The sequence below is a fragment of the Kosakonia sp. MH5 genome, from assembly GCF_009935945.1.
Taxonomy (GTDB): Bacteria; Pseudomonadota; Gammaproteobacteria; order Enterobacterales; family Enterobacteriaceae; genus Kosakonia; species Kosakonia radicincitans.
On the sequence record NZ_QODH01000003.1, the window covers coordinates 144546 to 163783 of the forward strand.

The 19238-nt window shown below is 55.3% G+C and carries 17 protein-coding genes and 1 pseudogene; 10 read left to right on the forward strand and 8 right to left on the reverse strand.

What is annotated here, in order from left to right; translation table 11 throughout:
* Nucleotides 1–87 precede the first annotated feature (87 nt).
* From DK872_RS10490 to DK872_RS10510, 5 genes are read left to right on the forward strand one after another with little or no spacing between them, the layout of a single operon-like run.
* Nucleotides 88–903, forward strand: coding sequence for a MetQ/NlpA family ABC transporter substrate-binding protein (locus DK872_RS10490; protein ID WP_035887889.1), 816 nt, complete (start codon nucleotides 88–90; stop codon nucleotides 901–903).
* An 8-nt stretch (nucleotides 904–911) separates the two neighbouring features.
* Entirely contained in the window at nucleotides 912–1919 is a 1008-nt protein-coding gene (locus DK872_RS10495) for a methionine ABC transporter ATP-binding protein (protein ID WP_064563487.1), read from the forward strand.
* Complete coding sequence (locus tag DK872_RS10500) at nucleotides 1912–2589, forward strand: methionine ABC transporter permease (protein WP_007369990.1); 678 nt, start codon at nucleotides 1912–1914, stop codon at nucleotides 2587–2589. The genes DK872_RS10495 and DK872_RS10500 overlap by 8 nt, the downstream gene beginning before the upstream one ends.
* A 16-nt stretch (nucleotides 2590–2605) precedes the next feature.
* Nucleotides 2606–3064, forward strand: a complete 459-nt coding sequence (locus tag DK872_RS10505) for an S-ribosylhomocysteine lyase (protein WP_035887884.1) — start codon at nucleotides 2606–2608, stop codon at nucleotides 3062–3064.
* Between the two features lie 2 nt (nucleotides 3065–3066).
* Complete coding sequence (locus tag DK872_RS10510) at nucleotides 3067–3828, forward strand: SDR family NAD(P)-dependent oxidoreductase (protein WP_007369992.1); 762 nt, start codon at nucleotides 3067–3069, stop codon at nucleotides 3826–3828.
* Between the two features lie 38 nt (nucleotides 3829–3866).
* Here DK872_RS10510 and DK872_RS10515 read toward each other — a convergent pair whose 3' ends face one another.
* The 4 genes from DK872_RS10515 to DK872_RS10530 form a co-directional block, all read right to left on the reverse strand.
* Nucleotides 3867–5060: an amino acid aminotransferase gene (locus DK872_RS10515; protein ID WP_161518340.1), complete on the reverse strand. Its 1194-nt coding sequence runs from the start codon at nucleotides 5058–5060 to the stop codon at nucleotides 3867–3869.
* 36 nt (nucleotides 5061–5096) lie between these two features.
* A complete protein-coding gene (locus DK872_RS10520) occupies nucleotides 5097–5711 on the reverse strand; it encodes a YitT family protein (protein ID WP_007369994.1) in 615 nt (204 codons plus the stop codon).
* Between the two features lie 251 nt (nucleotides 5712–5962).
* Complete coding sequence (locus DK872_RS10525) at nucleotides 5963–6442, reverse strand: Lrp/AsnC family transcriptional regulator (protein ID WP_161518341.1); 480 nt, start codon at nucleotides 6440–6442, stop codon at nucleotides 5963–5965.
* A 69-nt stretch (nucleotides 6443–6511) separates the two neighbouring features.
* Nucleotides 6512–7003 carry a M48 family metallopeptidase gene (locus tag DK872_RS10530; RefSeq protein WP_007369996.1) on the reverse strand — a complete coding sequence of 164 codons (492 nt, stop codon included), beginning with the start codon at nucleotides 7001–7003 and terminating at the stop codon, nucleotides 6512–6514.
* A gap of 70 nt (nucleotides 7004–7073) precedes the next feature.
* On the opposite strand from DK872_RS10530, the gene rlmG reads away from it, so the two are divergent.
* Nucleotides 7074–8201: a 23S rRNA (guanine(1835)-N(2))-methyltransferase RlmG gene (gene rlmG / locus DK872_RS10535; RefSeq protein WP_007369997.1), complete on the forward strand. Its 1128-nt coding sequence runs from the start codon at nucleotides 7074–7076 to the stop codon at nucleotides 8199–8201.
* A gap of 80 nt (nucleotides 8202–8281) precedes the next feature.
* Here the strand turns inward: rlmG and DK872_RS10540 are convergent.
* Both DK872_RS10540 and lsrK read right to left on the reverse strand, forming a co-directional pair.
* A pseudogene (locus tag DK872_RS10540) lies at nucleotides 8282–10234 on the reverse strand (FAD-dependent oxidoreductase); the annotation flags it as partial.
* Between the two features lie 155 nt (nucleotides 10235–10389).
* The gene (gene lsrK / locus DK872_RS10545) at nucleotides 10390–11964 is read right to left on the reverse strand and encodes an autoinducer-2 kinase (protein WP_161518343.1); all 1575 of its coding nucleotides are present in this window, start codon (nucleotides 11962–11964) and stop codon (nucleotides 10390–10392) included.
* 139 nt (nucleotides 11965–12103) lie between these two features.
* Here lsrK and lsrF point away from each other — a divergent pair, with 139 nt between their 5' ends.
* Nucleotides 12104–12991, forward strand: a complete 888-nt coding sequence (gene lsrF / locus DK872_RS10550; RefSeq protein ID WP_007370001.1) for a 3-hydroxy-5-phosphonooxypentane-2,4-dione thiolase — start codon at nucleotides 12104–12106, stop codon at nucleotides 12989–12991.
* On the forward strand, nucleotides 12988–13281 hold the full coding sequence (lsrG, locus tag DK872_RS10555) for a (4S)-4-hydroxy-5-phosphonooxypentane-2,3-dione isomerase (RefSeq protein ID WP_007370002.1): 294 nt from the start codon (nucleotides 12988–12990) through the stop codon (nucleotides 13279–13281). The genes lsrF and lsrG overlap by 4 nt, the downstream gene beginning before the upstream one ends.
* 87 nt (nucleotides 13282–13368) lie before the next feature.
* Here lsrG and ygjG read toward each other — a convergent pair whose 3' ends face one another.
* Nucleotides 13369–14748 (reverse strand): putrescine aminotransferase, encoded by a 1380-nt coding sequence (ygjG, locus tag DK872_RS10560; RefSeq protein WP_172745712.1) that lies wholly within the window; start codon nucleotides 14746–14748, stop codon nucleotides 13369–13371.
* A gap of 431 nt (nucleotides 14749–15179) precedes the next feature.
* On the opposite strand from ygjG, the gene DK872_RS10565 reads away from it, so the two are divergent.
* The gene (locus DK872_RS10565; protein WP_035887871.1) at nucleotides 15180–16700 is read left to right on the forward strand and encodes a PAS domain-containing methyl-accepting chemotaxis protein; all 1521 of its coding nucleotides are present in this window, start codon (nucleotides 15180–15182) and stop codon (nucleotides 16698–16700) included.
* Between the two features lie 447 nt (nucleotides 16701–17147).
* Entirely contained in the window at nucleotides 17148–18710 is a 1563-nt protein-coding gene (locus DK872_RS10570; protein WP_035887869.1) for a methyl-accepting chemotaxis protein, read from the forward strand.
* On the opposite strand, the gene DK872_RS10575 is transcribed toward DK872_RS10570, so the two are convergent.
* Nucleotides 18707–19228, reverse strand: a complete 522-nt coding sequence (locus DK872_RS10575) for a PadR family transcriptional regulator (protein WP_035887866.1) — start codon at nucleotides 19226–19228, stop codon at nucleotides 18707–18709. The two genes, DK872_RS10570 and DK872_RS10575, sit on opposite strands and share 4 nt — an antisense overlap.
* Between the last annotated feature and the right edge of the window lie 10 nt (nucleotides 19229–19238).

The following is a 19238-nucleotide window of genomic DNA, read 5'->3' on the forward strand; positions in this document are numbered from 1 at the left end:
AATTATCGTTATGACAAAAAAACAAAATAAAAATATATCGCCTGTGATTTAATCAGATCGAAATTTACTCTGATGGGGACATTATTAATGAGCAGGCCAGTCATATTGGGTGTTATCTTTGCATTATTAGCCACTTCCTCTTCGCTGGCGCTGGCGGCGGATGCACAAACCAAACTCATCCGCGTGGGTTTTAACCCTGGTCCTTATAAAGAACAGTTTGAAAAAGGTGTTGTCCCTTTCCTGCAGGCCAAAGGCTACACCGTCGAATTTAAAGATTTTAGCGACGGTATTCAGGTGAATGATGCGGTGGCGCGCGGGAATATTGAAGCCAATATCATGCAGCATCCGGTGTATCTAAAATCGGTGAATGAACGGTTAGGCATCGATAATATCGGCATTGTGCAGGTGCCAACGCCGCCGATGGGCCTCTATTCCGCGAAGATAAAACAACTGGTGAAACCCGAAGCGGGTACCACGGTATCGGTACCGAATCAGCCCTCGAACGAGTATCGCGCCGCGCTGGTGCTGCAAAGCCTGGGCTGGATAAAGATCGATCCAAAGAGCGATCCGGCAACCTTCTCCCAGCGCAATATCAGCGAAAACCCGTATAAAATCGTATTGAAAGAGATGGATAACGCCCAGCAGGTTCGCGCCCTGCCGGATGTGGATTATGGATTAATTCAGGGGAATTTTGCGGTCTCCAGCGGAATGAAACTGGCTTCGGCATTAAAACTGGAAGATCCCACCAGCAACTTTATTAATGTGGTGACCATCGCGGGCAAAAATAAAGATGCGCAGTTTGCCAAAGATATTATTGCTGGCTATCACTCGGCCGAATTCAAAAATTATATTCACGGACAATCGCAATATAGCGGCTATCTGTTGCCTGATTACTTTAAATAAATAATCCGATGATTGAGTTTCGTAACGTCAGTAAAACCTTTGCGCGTAACGGCCACCAAATCCAGGCGCTGGATAATATTACGCTGAAAATTGAAAAGGGCGATATTTTCGGGATTATTGGTTACAGCGGTGCAGGGAAAAGTACCTTGCTACGTTTAATCAATCGTCTTGAATCGCCAGGGAAAGGCGATGTCGTGCTGAATGGCGAATCGTTGCAGGGCGTAACCGGAAAGCGCTTGCAGGCGATCAAAAAAAACATCGGCATGATCTTTCAGAATTTTAATTTGCTGAATGCGAAAACCGTTTTCCATAACGTGGCCATCCCGTTGATTCTGCAAGGCAAAGATAAAGCTTTTATTCAGGCGCGTGTTACGGAACTGCTTGATTTCGTCAGCCTTGGCGACAAGGCGCACAGCTATCCGGACGAGTTATCCGGCGGGCAGAAACAGCGCGTTGGCATCGCCCGTGCGCTGGCAACCAACCCTTCAGTGCTGCTGTGCGACGAAGCGACCTCGGCGCTGGATCCGCACACCACCGTGCAGATCCTGCTGCTACTGAAAGAGATCAATCAGCGCTATGGCATCACTATCGTGTTGATTACCCATGAAATGTCAGTGGTGCAAAAGATTTGCAACAAAGTGGCGGTGATGGAGCGGGGCCGGGTCGTGGAGCACGGCGAGGTGTTTACGTTGTTTGCTGAACCCCGTCACGCCGTAACCGCCAGCTTTGTGCAGTCGGTGATCCATGACCGGCTTCCGGCGCGCGTTGATGCATTACTTCAGGCGCACGGGCGCGGGTTGCGGCTGGAGTTTGTCGGCAGCACCGCGCAACAGCCGATCATCAACCGCATCATTAAAAGTTATGCGATTGAAATCAATATCCTTTTTGCCAGCATGTCAGAAGTCCAGAACCGCATTATCGGTTTTATGATTGTGCAAATTCAGGGAGACGACGCGGCGATAACCAGCGCGATTGCCGATCTTCACGAGGCGGGGGTAAAAATCAGCGATGTTTGAGTTATTTGATACTGCCGTGACCGGCGATCAGTTTGTGCTGGCGCTGCATGACACGCTGGTAATGGTGTGCGTGTCGTTAGGGTTTGGCTCCCTGCTCGGCATTCCGCTGGGGATTGTGCTGGTGATTTGCCGACCCGGCGGCATTGTGCCTAATCGCGTGGTTCATCAGGTGCTAAACCCGGTGATCAACGTCGTGCGCTCGCTGCCTTTTATCATTTTGCTGATCACCATTCTGCCTTTCACCCGTTTGCTGGTTGGCACCACCATCGGTACTGCCGGGGCGATTGTGCCGCTGATTGTCTTTATCGCCCCGTACATTTCGCGGCTGGTGGAGAGCTCACTGCTGGATATTGATGACGGCATTCTGGAAGCGGCGGATGCGATGGGCGCTTCTCCGTTGCAAACGATCTGGCACTTTATGCTGCCGGAAGCCGCCTCTTCGCTGGTCCTCGCATTAACGACCGCCACCATTGGCCTGCTGGGCGCCACCGCGATGGCCGGAACGGTCGGCGGCGGCGGTATCGGCGATCTCGCCATTACTTACGGTTACCAGCGTTTTGATGCGTTTGCCACGCTGGTGACCGCCCTTGTTCTGATTGTCATTGTGCAGTTAATCCAGACCCTCGGCACCCGCCTGGCGCGCCGTCTGCGCCGCGAGTCGTCGCGGTAACCCTGAGGAGAAAATCATGCCTGTTGTTGAAAGCTTTACGCTCGACCACACCAAAGTAAAAGCCCCTTACGTTCGCGTTGCCGGTGTTGAACGCCACGCGCTGGGCAGCGTGGTGCAAAAGTTTGATTTGCGTTTGCTGCAACCGAATACCGACGCCATTCCGACAGCGGCGCTGCACACCCTGGAGCATCTGCTGGCCTTTGGCCTGCGCGAGGAGCTGGACGGCATTATCGATATCTCACCAATGGGCTGTCGTACCGGTTTCTACCTGATCCTGTGGGATGAGCACAAACCTGCTGATGTGGCTGCCGCTCTGACGCGCGTCCTGCGCCGCGTACTTGACGCGACAGATGTTCCGGCTGTGACGCCGCTGGCCTGCGGCAACTATCGTGACCATTCGCTTTTCTCGGCGCAGGAGTACGCAAAACAGGTGCTTGACGCCGGGATCAGCGATGACCCGTTCCGGCGTAACTAACCATGATTGCCCTCGACTTTAGCGGGCAAACCGCCGTGGTGAGCGGTGGGTTACAGGGGATCGGCAAAGCGATTGCCGATCTGCTGCATCATGGCGGCGCGAATGTTGTTGTCGGCGATATCGCTGCGACAGCCGCACAATTGCATTCACGCTATCTGCTGCAACCCTGCGATGTGGCTTCGCGTCCGCAGGCGGAGGCCTTGATCGACGCTGCGATGAGTACGTTTGGCGGGGTGGATATTCTGGTCAATAGTTGCGGCGTTTCGGCGATGAGTCCGGTAGATGCAATGCGCGACAGCGACTGGCAGCGGCTGCTGGACATCAATGTTAAGGGGCTGAGTTACCTGTCAGAAGCGGCGATCCGCGTGATGAAACCGCAATCCGCCGGGCGCATCATCAATATTGCGTCGCAGGCCGGGAAAAACGGTTACCGGTTGATGGGGCAATATGTCGCCACCAAGCATGCGGTGCTGGGGCTGACGCGGGTGATGGCTATCGAACTGGCGCGGCATAACATTCTGGTGAACGCCGTTTGCCCCGGTATTGTCGAGACCGAAATGAAGTGGCGCGAACGCCGCGAAGGTGCGGTTTTGCGCGGTTTAACGGCGGAAGATATCTACGCAGAAGATTGTTCGCAAGTGCTGCTCGGGCGCACGGCGCAGCCGCTGGATGTCGCCAACGTGGTCGCCTTTCTCGCCAGTCCTTTAGCCTCGTATATGACCGGGCAGGCCATCAATGTCACCGGGGGCATGACCATGCATTAACAAACCGGGTTCCGCGTCCTTGCGGAACCCGCCAGGGATTATTGAACGGCGGCGAACGCCTGCGCCACGCGGGCGATATTGTGGTGGTTCAGCCCCGCCATGCAAACCCGGCTGCTGGCGATCAGGTAGACGCCAAATATTTCACGCAGTTTTTCCACTTGCTCAGGGCTAAAACCGGTGTAACTGAACATGCCGCGCTGGCTTAGCAGGAAGCTGAAATCCTGCTGCGGTAACGCGGTTTTCAGCGCCGCCACCAGCGCGTGACGCATCTCGCTGATACGGGTACGCATCGCTTCCACTTCAGCACGCCAGAGTACATTCAGTTGCGGGTCGTTAAGCACCAGCGAAACCACCTGTGCGCCGAAATTAGGCGGGCTTGAGTAGTTGCGACGCACCGTGGCTTTAAGCTGCCCAAGCACGCGGGCGGCGGCGTCCGCATCTTCACACACTACTGACAATCCGCCGACGCGCTCGCCATAGAGTGAGAAGATTTTCGAGAACGAGTTGCTGACCAGCACAGGCAAACCGGCGCTGGCAATGGCGCGAATGGCATAGGCATCGTCATCCAGCCCGGCGCCAAAGCCTTGATAGGCGATGTCGAGGAACGGGATCAGTTCGCGGGCAATCAGCACTTCAATGACCTGATCCCACTGGTTACGCGTCAGATCCGCCCCGGTTGGGTTATGGCAGCAGGGATGCAACAGCACGATACTGCGCGGCGGCAGCGTTCTCAGCGTGTCGAGCAGAGCTGCGAAATCGACGCCGCGGCTGGCGTTATCAAAGTAGGGATAGCTATGCACCGTGAACCCGGCACCGGCGAAAATCGCGATATGGTTTTCCCAGGTCGGATCGCTGACCCAGACTTCGGAATCCGGGAAGTAGCTTTTCAGAAAGTCCGCACCCACTTTCAGCGCCCCGGAACCGCCCAGCGTCTGGATGGTTGCGATACGCCCGGCACGCAGCGCCGGATGTAACTCACCAAACAGCAGCGTTTGCACTGCACTGCGGTAAGGCGCAAAACCTTCCATCGGCAGATAGAGGCTGGCGCTTTGCGGCTGGCTTTGCAGGCGCTCTTCCGCCTGCTGTACGGCCTTGAGGCGCGGAATGATCGCCTGCTCATTGTAATAAAGACCGATACTGAGATTGACCTTGTCGCTACGGTTATCCTGATGGAACGCTTCCATCAGAGAGAGGATCGGATCGCCCGCATAGGCATCAACATTCTGGAACACGTTACAACTCCTGGGGTTGGTCAGAGGTTCAATCCATTACACCGCGTAGCGTCCGGGGCGGTGGTTCATGGCGATAATCAAATTGAGGATGGTTGCGCCGACAACCGACACCACCAGCATCGGCCAATTCACCACAAACAGCGAAGCGGTGACGATGCAGGCATCCACCACCATCTGGAATTTCCCGGCGCGGATTCCACTCTTTTCCTGAAGCCAGAGCGCCAGAATATTCATGCCGCCGAGGCTGGCTTTATGGCGGAACAGCACCACAAAACCAATACCCATCATGATGTTGCCAAACAGCGTGGCGTAGAACGGATTGAGCTGATCGATATGAATAAAGCGGCCATGCAGATCGGAAAAGAGCGATACCATCGCCACCGCGCAGAAGGTCTTCAACGTAAACTGCGCGCCCATGCGGCGCACGGAAAGCCAGTAAAACGGCAGGTTAATCAGGAAGAACGCCACGCCAAACGAAACATGGGTGGTGTAGTGGATCAAAAACGCCAGCCCTGCCGTCCCGCCGGTCAGCGCGCCGGACTGACGAAACAGCACGACGCCAAAAGAGATCATCAGCGTACCAAACAGCAGCGCCAGCGCATCTTCCAGCCAGCTATGGGCGAGTTTATTTGGGGTAAGGACGTTATCCATAAGTGTGCACAATTATTTCAGTGATAAAGATAAGTATCACCTGCAATAAATACACCAGATGGCAGGGTTGCGAAGCGCTAATGGCGAATAAACCGACGACACACTCGCTAACATCTTGAAATGTCGGAAAAGAGAATTTTGCACGTTACGTGCGTATATGGCGTTACTTTCGGGTGATGTGTGCGCATTAGCTATGATTTATGCGTGAAAATATCGCCGCGTCGCACCAAAAAAAGGCGTTATGCCCCATTTTAGGGCAATGCGCTGCTGCCTGGCATCAGCAAACCGTTCTCTTTCAGGCGATTCAGCACCACCGAGGTTTTCAGATGCGCGACGCTTTTATTTTGCGCGAGGATACCGCTAATTAAGTGGTTTAACCCCGGCAGATCGGCAACCGCCACTTTGAGTAAATAATCCGCGTCACCGGTCGTTTTATAGGCGTCAATGATTGCATCCACGCCGCTGACCATCTGATGAAAGCTCGCCACGCACTCCGGCGTATGGTTCAGCAGACGCACCTCGATCAGGCCCAGCATCTCCTGGCCTGCGGCATCCGGCGCGAGTCTTGCGTGATAACCGAGAATCAACTGTGCCTGTTCCAGCGCAATACGGCGGCGGGAACACTGCGAGGCGGAGAGGCCAATCAGCGCGCTCAGCTCCTGGTTGGTTAAACGGCCGTTGGACTGTAGCAGCGTCAGGATCTTCAGATCGAAGTCATCAATGTTGTACATAGGTCTGCCTGGCGGACAAAAAAGAGTGGCTAACAGACTACCAGTTTTTTGCCCGGTGCAAAGGCGGGATTATTTCAGCGCCAGGTGCGTCAGCCACAGGCGGGTATCAAACTCAAGCTGGTGGTATTGCGGCTCCATATGGCAGCAGAGTTGATAGAACGCTTTGTTGTGATCTTTCTCTTTCAGATGCGCCAGCTCATGCACCACAATCATCCGCAGGAACGCTTCCGGCGCTTCGCGAAACACTGTCGCTACGCGGATTTCCGCTTTCGCCTTTAGTTTGCCGCCCTGCACGCGCGAGACTGCCGTATGCAGGCCGAGCGCATTATTCAGCACATGAATTTTGCTGTCATACATCACTTTATTGACCGGCGCGGCGTTACGCAGATACTGGTTTTTCATCTCCTGCGTGTACTGATACAGCGCTTTATCGGTGGTGATGTCATGGCTGAGCGGATAGCGTTTTTGCAGCACCTCGCCCAGCCGGTTCTGTTCAATAAGCGTGGTTACCTGCGCCAGCAGGGATTCAGGATAGCCCTGAAGGTAGGTAAGCGTGTTCATGGCGAAATGTGTTTACATCTCCGGATAATTAAGCGATAAAACGCGCGAATTTTAGCACTTCGGAGGGGCGATGAGCCAGGTTGAGTTAAACGGACAATCATTTACTTTAGACCGCTTTCCTGTCGGCGTGGAAGAGGCGTCATTACAGGCGTGGGACGCGGCGGACGAATATCTGCTGCAACAGGTGAATGAGGTCGAAGGCCCGGTTCTGATCTTTAACGACAGCTTCGGTGCGCTGGCCTGCGCGCTGGCGGAGCATCACCCGGTCTGCATTAATGATTCGTACATTGCCGAATTAGCGACGCAGCATAATCTGCGTATTAATGCGATGGATGAAAACGCCGTCACGCTGCAAGACAGCCTTAGCCCGCTGCCTGCCAACCCGGCGCTGGTGCTGATCAAAGTCCCGAAACAACTGGCGCTGCTGGAGCAACAACTGTTCGCGCTGCGCGATGTGGTGACGCCGAATACACGGATTATCGCCGGGGCGAAAGCGCGCGATATTCACAATTCGACGCTGGCGCTGTTCGAGAAAATTCTTGGCCCAACGACGACCACGCTGGCATGGAAAAAGGCGCGTTTGATCAACTGCACTTTTACTGCGCCTGCGCTCGCCAGTGGGTTGCAGCTCGCCAGCTGGAAGCTGGATGGCACCGACTGGACTATCCATAACCATGCCAATGTCTTTTCACGCAGCGGGCTGGATATCGGCGCGCGCTTCTTCCTGCAACATCTGCCGGAAGGGATAGAAGGCGAGATGGTGGATCTCGGCTGCGGCAACGGGGTGATTGGCCTGCAACTGCTGGCGCAAAACCCTGGCCGCGTGCTGTTTGCCGATGAGTCGGCAATGGCTGTGGCATCCGCTCGGCTGAATGTGGAAAGCAATCTCCCGGAAGCGAGCGCGCGCAGCGACTTTATGATCAACAACTCGCTCGCCGGGATTGAGCCGGATCGTTTTGATGCGGTGCTGTGCAACCCGCCGTTTCATCAACAAAGCGCCATCACCGATCATATTGCCTGGCAGATGTTTAATGATGCGCGCTTTTGCCTGAAATATGGCGGCGAGCTGCGGATTGTCGGCAACCGCCACCTGGATTACTTCCGCAAGCTGAAGCGCGTATTTGGTAACTGCGAAACGATCGCGACGAACAACAAATTCGTGATCCTTAAAGCAGTGAAAGTGCGTAAGAAGCGCTAACGGTTAAATGAACCGCATGCCTGATGGCGTTTCGCTTATCAGGCATGCGATATTTGCCGCTGTTCCAGGCCGGGTAAGGCGCAGCCGCCAATCAGATGCACTATTTTGCCCGCCTCACGCAGCGGTTCCGCCAGCTCGCGCTTTGGCTCCTGACCGGCGCAGATCACGATATTATCCACCGCCAACAGTTGCGGTTCGCCACCAACCAACAGGTGCAGCCCGGCATCATCGATCTTCTGATAACTGACCGACGGGATCATTTTCACCCCGCGTGACAGCAGCGTAGCGCGATGGATCCAGCCGGTCGTTTTACCCAGATTTTCTCCCGGCTTACCGGCTTTACGTTGCAGCATCACAATGCGCCGCGGGCTTTTCGCCAGTTGCGGCCCTTCCGGGCGCAACCCGCCGACTTCCTTCAGGCTGGTGTCGATCCCCCATTCCACGCAAAACTCGGCAATGTTCTGGCTGGTCGGTTCGCCAGGCTGGCTTAAATACATTGCGGTATCAAAACCGATCCCGCCGCAGCCGATGATCGCCACACTTTCGCCAACCGGGGCTTTGTCGCGCAGCACGTCGAGGTAGCTCAGCACCTTAGGATGATCGATGCCTTCGATCGGCGGAATGCGCGGTTCAATACCGCAGGCGAGGATCACCTCATCGAACAGCATCAGCATCGAAGGGTCGACGCGCTGGTTCAGGCACAGCGCTACGCCTGTCAGTTCAAGCATGCGCCGGTAGTAGCGCAGGGTTTCGTAAAACTCCTCTTTGCCGGGGATCTGTTTGGCAACGTTAAACTGCCCGCCGATCTCCGCCTGTGCGTCAAACAGCGTCACGCTGTGCCCGCGTGCAGCGGTATTCACGGCAAACGCCAGCCCGGCGGGACCAGCGCCGACAACGGCAAGGTTTTTCTTGCGTAATGCCGGAAGTACCGGCATTTGCGTTTCATGGCAGGCGCGCGGGTTGACCAGGCAGGAGGTTACCTTGCCGACGAAGATCTGATCGAGGCACGCCTGGTTACACCCGATACAGGTGTTGATTTCATCTGCGCGACCACTTTGCGCTTTAGAAAGTAGCTCGGCATCGGCAAGGAACGGACGCGCCATTGACACCATATCAGCATCGCCGTTACTCAGGATCGTTTCGGCAACCTGCGGATCGTTGATGCGGTTAGTGGTGACCAGCGGAATGCCCACTTTCCCTTTCAGCTTGCGCGTCACCCAGCTAAAGGCTCCACGCGGAACCGGCGTGGCGATCGTCGGGATCCGCGCTTCATGCCAGCCGATGCCGGTATTAATGAGGTTCGCGCCTGCCGCTTCGACTGCCTGCGCCAGCGTGATGGTCTGTTCCAGCGTGCCGCCGCCTTCGACCAGATCCAGCATCGACAGACGGTAAATAATAATAAACTCGCGGCCGACCCGTTCACGCACCTTGCGCACCACGTCCAGCGCAAAACGGCGGCGGCGGGCTTCATCGCCTCCCCATTCATCTTCCCGCTGGTTGGTGCGGGCGGCGAGGAATTCATTAATCAGATAGCCTTCGGAGCCCATAATTTCCACGCCATCATAACCGGCCTGCTGCGCCAGTTGCGCGCAATGGGCGAAGTCATCGATCAGCGCGAGGATCTCGTCGTGGCTCAGGGCATGCGGCGTAAAGCGGTTAATCGGCGCCTGTAACGCCGAGGGCGCCACCAGATGCGGCTGATAGCTGTAACGGCCGGTATGCAGAATTTGTAGCGCGATTTTGCCGCCTTCCTGATGCACGGCATCGGTGATCAGCCGATGATGTGGAAGCTGGCTGGCATCCTGCAACACAGCACCGCCCTCCATCGTCACGCCGGAGAGCGCAGGCGCGACTCCGCCCGTCACAATCAGCGCTACGCCGTGGCGTGCGCGTTCCGCGTAGAAGGCCGCCAGCCGTTCAGCGCCGTCCGGGCGCTCCTCCAGACCGGTGTGCATCGATCCCATCAGCACACGGTTTTTCAATGTGGTAAAGCCCAGATCGAGTGGGGCGAATAACGATGGGTAATGGCTCATGCGCGCTTCCAGTGTAAAATTATTGTTATGTGGTCGGATGAGTTCTACTTTAGCCGTCGCCGTCAAAAAGGGAAAAGCGGGAGGTAATGATTGTGATGGGATTCAAAATAGTGACCCCGCTTCCCGCAGGGAAGGGGGCCAGGTGAGAAGGGACGTTAGGCTTTTTCCGCAAGGCCGGGCGCGCGCCACATTGACGTTGTCAGCCCGCTATCGACCAGGCCCAGCTGATCGGCATAGATTTTTTGCCACTTCAGCATCATGTTGTCGTACAACTCGCGATGCGCCGGGTTTGGCATGTAGGTCTGGCTCCAGCGCACCAGCCGCTCGCCGGTTGCCGCCATGTCGTCATACAGCCCGGCACCGAAACCGGCCGCAATCGCGCAGCCCAGCGCAGTGGCCTCTTTCACTTCCGGCACGCGTACCGGCAGGCCGGTAACGTCACTTAAAATCTGGCTCCACAGCGCCCCTTTTGCGCCGCCGCCAGCGAACACCAGGCTGTCGAATTGCACGCCGGAGAAGCGTGAGATCTGCGCCAGGTTACAGGCCGAGACGATGGCGGCATTCTCTTCCAGTGCGCGAAACAGCGTGGCTTTATTGCATTTTTCCGCATCGATGGAGAGGTTAATAAACGACGGCGCAGCGTGATACCACTGCTTAAAATGCATAGCGTCGGAGAAGATTGGCATCACGCCCCACGAACCGGCGGGTACCCGGCTGGCCATCTCTTCCAGCAGGTGATACGCATCGGTGCCGAGACGTTCGGCGATCAGATTCTCTTCCGCGCAGAACGCGTCGCGGAACCAGCGCATGGTCAGCCCGGTAAAAAAGCTGATGGATTCCGCCTGCGCCATGCCGGGGATCACATGCGGATTCACGCGGATATTCATCTCCGGATCGGTACGCACCTGCGGCAGATTAACCACCTGCTGCCAGAATGTGCCACCGAGCACCGCAGTTTGCCCGGCGCGAACCACGCCAAGCCCGAGGCAGCCAAGCTGCACATCTCCGCCGCCCATGATCACGGGCGTTCCTTCGCGCAGCCCGCACTCTTGTGCCGCCTGCTGCGTCACTTCGCCGAGCAGGCTGCCGGTCTCTTTCACCGGCGACAGAAGATCCGCGCGCAGCCCGGCCATATCCAGCAGCTCTGGTCGCCAGTCGCGGGTGAAGAGATCCAGCATGCCGGTGGTTCCGGCGTTGGAAGGATCGACCGCCAGCCAGCCGGAGAGGCGTGACGCCAGCCAGTCGCTGATCATGGTCATGGTCGCGGTATCGCGGTAGATATCGGGACGATGGTGCGCCAGCCACAGCAGGCGCGGCATGGCGCTGAGCGCCAGCGTCTGCCCGGAGACGCTGTAGACTTCGGATTCAAACTGCCAGTCGTGGATCTCTTTGAGCTCAGCCACTTCGTGGCTGGCGCGGGAATCGACATTGGCGCAGGCCCAGATGGCATCACCGTTGCGATCGTAGAGCACAATGCCTTCACGCATTGAGCAGCAGGCGATGGACTGAATATCGGCACCACTCAGGCCCGCGCTGTCCAGCGCCTTGCGGATGCACTGGCAGGCGAGTTGCCAGTTGCTGTCGAGATCGAACTCCATTGATCCCGGCACGTTTTCGATGCTCAGGTGTTTCCATTCGGCCTGGCCGGCGGCGATTTGCCGCCCGGATAAGTCGAAGATCACTGCGCGAATGCTGCCGGTTCCTGCATCCAGTGCCATCAGGTAACTCATGGGTTTGGCCCCCTCGACCAGCGTTATAGATAAAACTGTGATCCTCGTATGGTCGAAAATATAGTTCAGCGCCTACGCTTTTGAACAATCTTCAATCACAAAATCAATAGTTCAATCACAGCTTTGCGCGGGAGGAGAGATGGCGGACCTGGACGATCACAAAGAGGGGAAGGATTTTGGCGTTGGCATACCGCAACAGAATGTGCCCTTTACTCTGAAAGGTTGCGGCGCGCTGGACTGGGGCATGCAGTCGCGACTGGCAAGGATCTTTAACCCGAAGAGCAATCGCACGGTAATGCTGGCCTTCGATCACGGATACTTTCAGGGGCCAACCACCGGGCTTGAACGTATCGATCTCTCCCTTGCGCCGCTGTTTGGTGAAACGGATGTGCTGATGTGTACGCGGGGGATCTTACGCAGCGTGGTGCCTCCGGCCACTAACAAACCCGTGGTGCTGCGCGCCTCCGGCGGGAATTCGATGCTGACGGAGCTTTCCCATGAATGCGTCGCGGTGGCGATGGAAGATGCGCTGCGCCTGAATGTATCGGCCGTAGCGGCACAGGTGTATATCGGCAGCGAATATGAACATCAGTCAATCGGCAACGTTATCAAGCTTGTCGATGCGGGGAGCCGCTATGGTATTCCGGTGCTTGCGGTGACCGGCGTTGGTAAAGAGATGACGCGCGATGCCCGTTATTTCTCGCTTGCCAGCCGTATCGCCGCTGAAATGGGCGCGCAGTTTGTGAAAACCTATTTTGTGGAGCAGGGGTTTGAAAAAGTCACCGCCAGTTGCCCGGTGCCGATTGTGATTGCTGGCGGCAAGAAATTGCCGGAGCAGGAGGCGCTGGAGATGTGTTTCCGCGCCATCGATCAGGGCGCATCCGGCGTGGATATGGGGCGCAACATCTTCCAGTCCAGCGCGCCGCTCGCCATGCTGAAAGCGGTGAAAAAAGTGGTTCACGACAATATGAGCGCCCATGAGGCTTATCAGTTCTGGCTGGAAGAAAAACAAGGAGAGCAACCATGAATGTGACGCTGGTGGAAATCAATATTAAACCCGATTGCGTGGAGGATTTTTTGCACGTGTTTCGCGCCAATCATGAAGGCGCAATCCGCGAGCCGGGCAATCTGCGTTTTGATGTGTTGCAGGATCCCAAAGTGAAGACCCGCTTTTTTATTTACGAGGCCTATCAGGATGATGCGGCTGTTGAGGCGCATAAGAAGACACCGCATTATCTGGCGTGCGTGGAGAAGCTGGAGGCGCTGATGTCCGAGCCGCGCAAAAAACGCAGTTTCATTGGTTTGCTGCCGGAATAGCATCAAAAAAATGCCGGAGAGCACCGTTGCCTCACCGGCATTCATGATTTGCAGGCCCGGTAAGCGCGGACGCTACCGGGCACCGGATTACTCAGCGTTTACCGCCACCCGCAGCGCTGCCAGCGCATTGCTTGCCGCTTTCAGCACCTGCTCACACTGCTCAATGGTCAGTGTCAGCGGCGGTTCGATGCGAATGGTTTTCGCGTTGTTGAGCGTTCCGGCAACCAGCACGCGCTGGCGGAACATTTCGCTGGCGAAGTTGTAACCTGTTTCGTTATCGACAAATTCGATAGCCATCAGCATGCCACGACCCCGCGCGGTGTGTACCAAATCCGGGTACGCGCGCGCCAGCGCCAGGAAGCCATCCAGCAACATATCGCCTTTCTGCTCCGCCTGCGCCGGGAGGTTCTCCTCCAGCAACACATTGATGGTCGCCAGCGCCGCTGCACAGGCCAGAGGGTTACCGCCAAAGGTGGTGGTATGCAGGAACGGGTTATCAAACAACACAGAGAAAACCTCTTCCGTGGCGATCGTCGCGCCAATCGGCATCACGCCGCCGCCCAGTGCTTTGGCGAGGCACAGAATGTCCGGCTGCACGTTTTCATGTTCACAGGCGAACATTTTACCGGTGCGGCCCATGCCGGTTTGCACTTCGTCGAGGATCAACAGTGCGCCAAACTCGTCGCACAGCTTGCGAACTGCAGGCAGATAACCGACCGGCGGCAGGATCACGCCGCCTTCACCCTGAATAGGTTCCAGGATCACCGCCGCCACATCGTCGCCGGTTTTACGGCATTCGCTAAGCAGGGTACGCATTGCCTCGATATCGCCGAACGGCACGTGGCGAAAGCCCGGCAGCAGCGGCATAAAGGGTTTGCGGAAGGTGGATTTTGCGGTCGCGGACAGCGCGCCTAATGATTTGCCATGAAACGCGCCGCTGGTCGCGACAAAGGTGAATTTGCCGCGCGGCGACTGGTACGCCTTGGCGAGTTTCAGGGCGGCTTCGACGGATTCCGTCCCGCTATTACTAAAGAAGCTGTATTTCAGTTTGCCTGGCGCAAGGGCCGCCAGCGTTTTTGCCAGCATCGCCCGCAGTGGGTCGAGCAGTTCCTGACTATGAAGAGGTTGTTTGGCGAGTTGATTCTGTACGGCGGAAACCACAACTGGATTACGGTGCCCCACATTAAATATTCCAAAACCACCCAGGCAATCTAAAAACTCCTGTCCCTGGGTGTCGACAAGCGTATTAAGACTGCTCGCTTGCCACTCTACGGCTCCGTAATCCCCGCCGGCGGTAACAGATTTGCGGTACTCCAAAAACCCCGGATTGACATGCTCTTTAAAGTAATCCACTACCTCTCGGTTTAATGCTTTCATCTCCTCATGATCAAGCGTTCGCTTCTCAATGAGATTCAGGGCGTGAGCGCTGCACGCTAATGCCGATGCGCTGGAAGGTAACCTGTTCAAAATGGCCTCCGGGGGCTGGCGTATCACATGATACCGATTTAAGTATTGCAGGGATTGCGCCACATCGGCGTGGGCAGGTGAAATCGGGATAAACACCAGGGGAAAACGCGAGCGTACAAAATTTAATCATGCCGCTACGTTAATATTTTGTATCTTTTGTGATTAAAAGTTGTACGTATTTAGCCGGGTTATCGCGGCGTTGCGCCAATATGGTGCGCTTAATGCGCGATGATGGAGCAATTATGTTAAGGCCATTTAGTGGTAACATAGTGAAACTATTAAAATCAGAGAGTTAACGAACCCATAAAAACCAGGGTTTTATTGCGAATTGCGATCTAAATCAAATTTAACATCTAAAGATAAATTCATTATCGCCGAAATAACATTCGCACCAATTTTTAACAGCAATATAACCCGCACAGGACGCAACCATGTCTTCTCCTCCTTATGTCAGCCAGCAGCGTTTTATGCTGGATGCTGATACAACTCTGATGTCAACGACTGACCAGCAAAGCTACATTACTCACGCGAACGATGCTTTTATCCATGCCAGCGGTTACACCCTGGGCGAACTGCTCGACCAGCCCCATAACGTGGTGCGGCATCCTGATATGCCCAAAGCGGCATTTGCCGATATGTGGTACACCCTCAAACAGGGCGAGCCGTGGAGCGGTGTGGTGAAAAACCGCCGCAAGAATGGCGATCACTACTGGGTGCGCGCTAACGCCATACCGATGGTGCGCAACGGTAAGACTATCGGCTATATGTCGATTCGTACCCAGGCGACCGATGAGGAGATTGCCGCGGTTGAACCGTTGTACAAGGCCCTGAATGAAGGGCGCTGTAATAAACGGGTGCATAAAGGGTTGGTGATCAGCAAAGGCTGGTGGGGGAAACTCGCTTCCTTATCGCTGCGCTGGCGTACGCGCAGCGTGATGTCGCTGCTGTGGCTTGCGCAGATGGCCGGGCTGTGGCTGAGTGGCGCAGGCGGGATGGCGCTGGCGATCGGTACGCTGGCGATGCTGGTGGGCTGTATGGCCGTTGAATGGCAGATTGTCCGTCCGGCGGAGAATGTTGCCCGGCAGGCGCTCAGCGTGGCTACCGGCGAGAGCAACAGCATACAGCCGCTGAACCGTAGTGATGAACTCGGGCTGACGTTACGTGCCATCGGCCAGCTTGGGCTGATGTGCCGCTGGTTGATCAATGATGTTTCTGGCCAGGTTAACAGCGTGCTTAACGGCAGCGAGACGCTGGCGAAAGGCAATGATGATTTGAATGAACGCACCCGCCAAACCGTGGTGAATGTGCAGCAGACAGTGGCGACCATGAGCCAGATGGCGGCATCACTGCAAACTAACTCGGAAACTGCTTCGGCAGCCGATCAGCTCTCCAGTTCCGCCAGCAGCGCAGCAACCCACGGCGGTAAAGCGATGGAGACGGTGGTGAAAACCATGGATGAGATTGCCGACAGCACGCAACGTATCGGCTCCATTACGACGCTGATTAACGACATTGCTTTCCAGACCAATATCCTCGCACTGAACGCGGCGGTGGAAGCGGCGCGGGCCGGGGAGCAGGGTAAAGGCTTTGCTGTGGTGGCGGGTGAAGTTCGCCATCTCGCCAGCCGCAGCGCCAGCGCGGCAAACGACATCCGTAAGCTTATCGATGCCAGCGCCAGCAAAGTGCAGTCGGGTTACGATCAGGTGCATGCCGCTGGCCGTACGATGGAAGATATTGTCAGCCAGGTACAGAACGTGACGTCGCTGATTGGGCAGATTAGCCGCTCCACTTCCGAACAGGTTGACGGGCTTTCCGATCTGACGCGTGCGGTCGCTGAGCTGGATGCAATCACCCAGAAGAATGCCGGTTTAGTAGAAGAAAGTGCTACCGTCTCGGCGATGGTGAAACATCGCGCAGGCCGCCTGCAGGACGCTGTATCCGTTTTGCATTAATGTTTTGTTGCCCTATTAAAAACCGCCATGTAATGCCGTGGCGGTTTTTTTATCTCTCCAGAGTAAATATCTATACGCATATGTAATTATATTTTTTGTTTTTTGTTAAAATATTATTAATTTATTGTTGTTGATATGGGCCATTAATATATTTCACACCTTTCTGTTTAATCCTGAATTAAATTCATTTAAGTGGCATTAATATATGTTGCGCAAATCATTCTTCTCGAGAATATAACGATCGATAAACAGCGATTAATAGTTATTAACTATCAGATTCATCAATAAATAATTAAAAAAACGATCAAACTCATAAAGTTAGCGATTTGGTTACCGATAACGTGTTTTGGCTGCATATGTTTAATTTGCGCCAGGGACTTAAGCGGGCCTTTAGGGTTAAGCGCCCGACACTTTCGTCGGTAAAATAATCAAACCCATGGAGAAAATATGTTTTTACATAATGTAAAAATAGGCACGAAATTATTTCTGGCGTTCGGCTTTTTTATTGTGTTGATGGTGGTGAGTTCCTCAATGTCACTCACCAGCCTGGATCGCGCAAATAATGGAATGCAAGAAATCGTGCGTGATGACTATCCAACCACTGTTAAAGCCAATCAGCTGATCGATAACTTCAACTCTTTTGTCAGCATTCAGCAACTGATGCTACTTGATAGCGAAGGGAAGTGGACCTCCGAGTCGCAGAAGCAGCTTTCTGAGATCAGCAGCCACATTACCGCGTTGCTCGAAGATCTGGCGAAAAACCTGCATGATGACAAGTCGCAGAAAATCCTTGCTGAAATCCGCACCGTACGCCAGCAGTACCTTGATTCTCGCTTTCGTATCCTCGACGCCGTGAAAAATAACGATCGTGCGGCTGCGATACAGGAGATGATGAGCAACACGGTGAATATCCAGAACGCCTACAAAGCAAAGGTGCTGGAGCTGATTGCTATCCAGGATGCGCAGATGAAAGGGGCGGGTGAGGTCGTGCAGCACGATTTTGCCGCGAGCCGCTTGATCCTCATTCTGCTCGCAGTCTTGAGCATTGGCTTCGGCAGCCTGATCGGCTGGATCATTGTCCGTATGATCACGCGTCCATTGCGTGAGGCTGTCACCTTCGCAGAAGCCATTGCTAATGGCGATTTGACCCGCTCGATCGACTCACACCACCGCGACGAAACGGGGGTTCTGCTACAGGCATTAATGGAGATGAAAGAGCGCCTCGTGGAGATTGTTCATCAGGTACAGAACGGTTCGGAGAGTATCTCCAGCGCGGCGGCGCAGATTGTTGCCGGTAACCAGGATCTGGCGGCAAGAACGGAAGAGCAGGCAAGCTCGGTGGAACAGACTGCAGCATCGATGGAGCAAATCACCGCCACGGTAAAAAATACCGCCGATCACACCTCAGAAGCCACGCAGCTTTCCGCGGGCGCAGCGACAGTGGTGAAAAATAACGGCGAGATGATGAAACAGGTCACGGAGAAGATGCGCGTCATTAACGACACCTCAAACCGGATGTCTGACATTATCAACCTGATTGATTCCATTGCGTTTCAGACCAACATCCTCGCGCTGAACGCAGCCGTTGAAGCTGCGCGCGCAGGGGAACACGGACGTGGTTTTGCGGTGGTTGCGGGCGAAGTTCGTCAGCTGGCGCAGAAAAGCGCCTCGTCGGCGAATGATATTCGCCATCTGATCGAAAATTCCACCAGCCAGACCCGTGAAGGGATGGCGCTGGTGGAAAAAGCCAGTGGGTTGATTAACGGCATGGTGAGCAATGTGCAGGAGATGGATGTGATCCTGCGTGAGATCGGCCAGGCGAGCCGCGAACAGACCGATGGCATTTCGCAGATTAATAGCGCCATTGGCCTGATTGACTCAACCACCCAGCAGAACTCCAGCCTGGTGGAGGAGTCGGTTGCGGCGGCGGCGGCCCTGAACGATCAGGCGCTGCACCTGCGCGAACTGGTTCAGGTCTTCCGTCTGCGCGATACGCCAGAAATGGCTTAATCGAGTTGTGAAATATCCAGCGCCGCGCGGTCGATAATGCCAATTATCTGCTTAAGCTGTGCGGCGCTGAGTTCCCCCTGATTTACCCGTAAATCCAGCACTGCTTTAAAGTTATCCAGCGCCCGCTTCATTTGCGGGTTTCTGCGTAGCTGATAACCGACGTTACGCACCCGGATGCGTTCCTGAATCTCCGCAATCTGCGCCTGGCTCTCTTCCAGCCAGCGCAAACCCTGCGGCGTTATCGCAATAGTTCTGCGCCCATTCTCTTCATCGCCAACGGTAATGAACCCCTGCTCTTGCAGGTAATCGAGCGTGGGATAAATCACGCCAGGGCTGGGCGTATAGTTGCCCTGAGTCAGGGATTCGATGGCTTTGATCAACTCATAGCCGTGGCTGGCGTTGCTGCTCAGCAAGTAGAGGATGACCAGACGTAACTCACCGTGACCAAAAAAGCGCTGGCGTCGTCCGCCGCCGTGGTGCGGATGTTCGCGGTCGGCCCGCTCGTGATGATGGCGCATGCTGTACTCC

What these genes read in the sequence shown, in the direction of transcription:
- DK872_RS10490 (WP_035887889.1), top strand. Translation starts at nt 88, where the DNA reads ATGAGCAGGCCAGTCATATTGGGTGTTATCTTTGCATTATTAGCCACT.
- DK872_RS10495 (WP_064563487.1), top strand. Translation starts at nt 912, where the DNA reads ATGATTGAGTTTCGTAACGTCAGTAAAACCTTTGCGCGTAACGGCCAC.
- DK872_RS10500 (WP_007369990.1), top strand. Translation starts at nt 1,912, where the DNA reads ATGTTTGAGTTATTTGATACTGCCGTGACCGGCGATCAGTTTGTGCTG.
- DK872_RS10505 (WP_035887884.1), top strand. Translation starts at nt 2,606, where the DNA reads ATGCCTGTTGTTGAAAGCTTTACGCTCGACCACACCAAAGTAAAAGCC.
- DK872_RS10510 (WP_007369992.1), top strand. Translation starts at nt 3,067, where the DNA reads ATGATTGCCCTCGACTTTAGCGGGCAAACCGCCGTGGTGAGCGGTGGG.
- DK872_RS10520 (WP_007369994.1), bottom strand. Translation starts at nt 5,711, where the DNA reads ATGGATAACGTCCTTACCCCAAATAAACTCGCCCATAGCTGGCTGGAA.
- DK872_RS10525 (WP_161518341.1), bottom strand. Translation starts at nt 6,442, where the DNA reads ATGTACAACATTGATGACTTCGATCTGAAGATCCTGACGCTGCTACAG.
- DK872_RS10530 (WP_007369996.1), bottom strand. Translation starts at nt 7,003, where the DNA reads ATGAACACGCTTACCTACCTTCAGGGCTATCCTGAATCCCTGCTGGCG.
- rlmG (WP_007369997.1), top strand. Translation starts at nt 7,074, where the DNA reads ATGAGCCAGGTTGAGTTAAACGGACAATCATTTACTTTAGACCGCTTT.
- lsrK (WP_161518343.1), bottom strand. Translation starts at nt 11,964, where the DNA reads ATGAGTTACCTGATGGCACTGGATGCAGGAACCGGCAGCATTCGCGCA.
- lsrF (WP_007370001.1), top strand. Translation starts at nt 12,104, where the DNA reads ATGGCGGACCTGGACGATCACAAAGAGGGGAAGGATTTTGGCGTTGGC.
- lsrG (WP_007370002.1), top strand. Translation starts at nt 12,988, where the DNA reads ATGAATGTGACGCTGGTGGAAATCAATATTAAACCCGATTGCGTGGAG.
- DK872_RS10565 (WP_035887871.1), top strand. Translation starts at nt 15,180, where the DNA reads ATGTCTTCTCCTCCTTATGTCAGCCAGCAGCGTTTTATGCTGGATGCT.
- DK872_RS10570 (WP_035887869.1), top strand. Translation starts at nt 17,148, where the DNA reads ATGTTTTTACATAATGTAAAAATAGGCACGAAATTATTTCTGGCGTTC.
- DK872_RS10575 (WP_035887866.1), bottom strand. Translation starts at nt 19,228, where the DNA reads ATGCGCCATCATCACGAGCGGGCCGACCGCGAACATCCGCACCACGGC.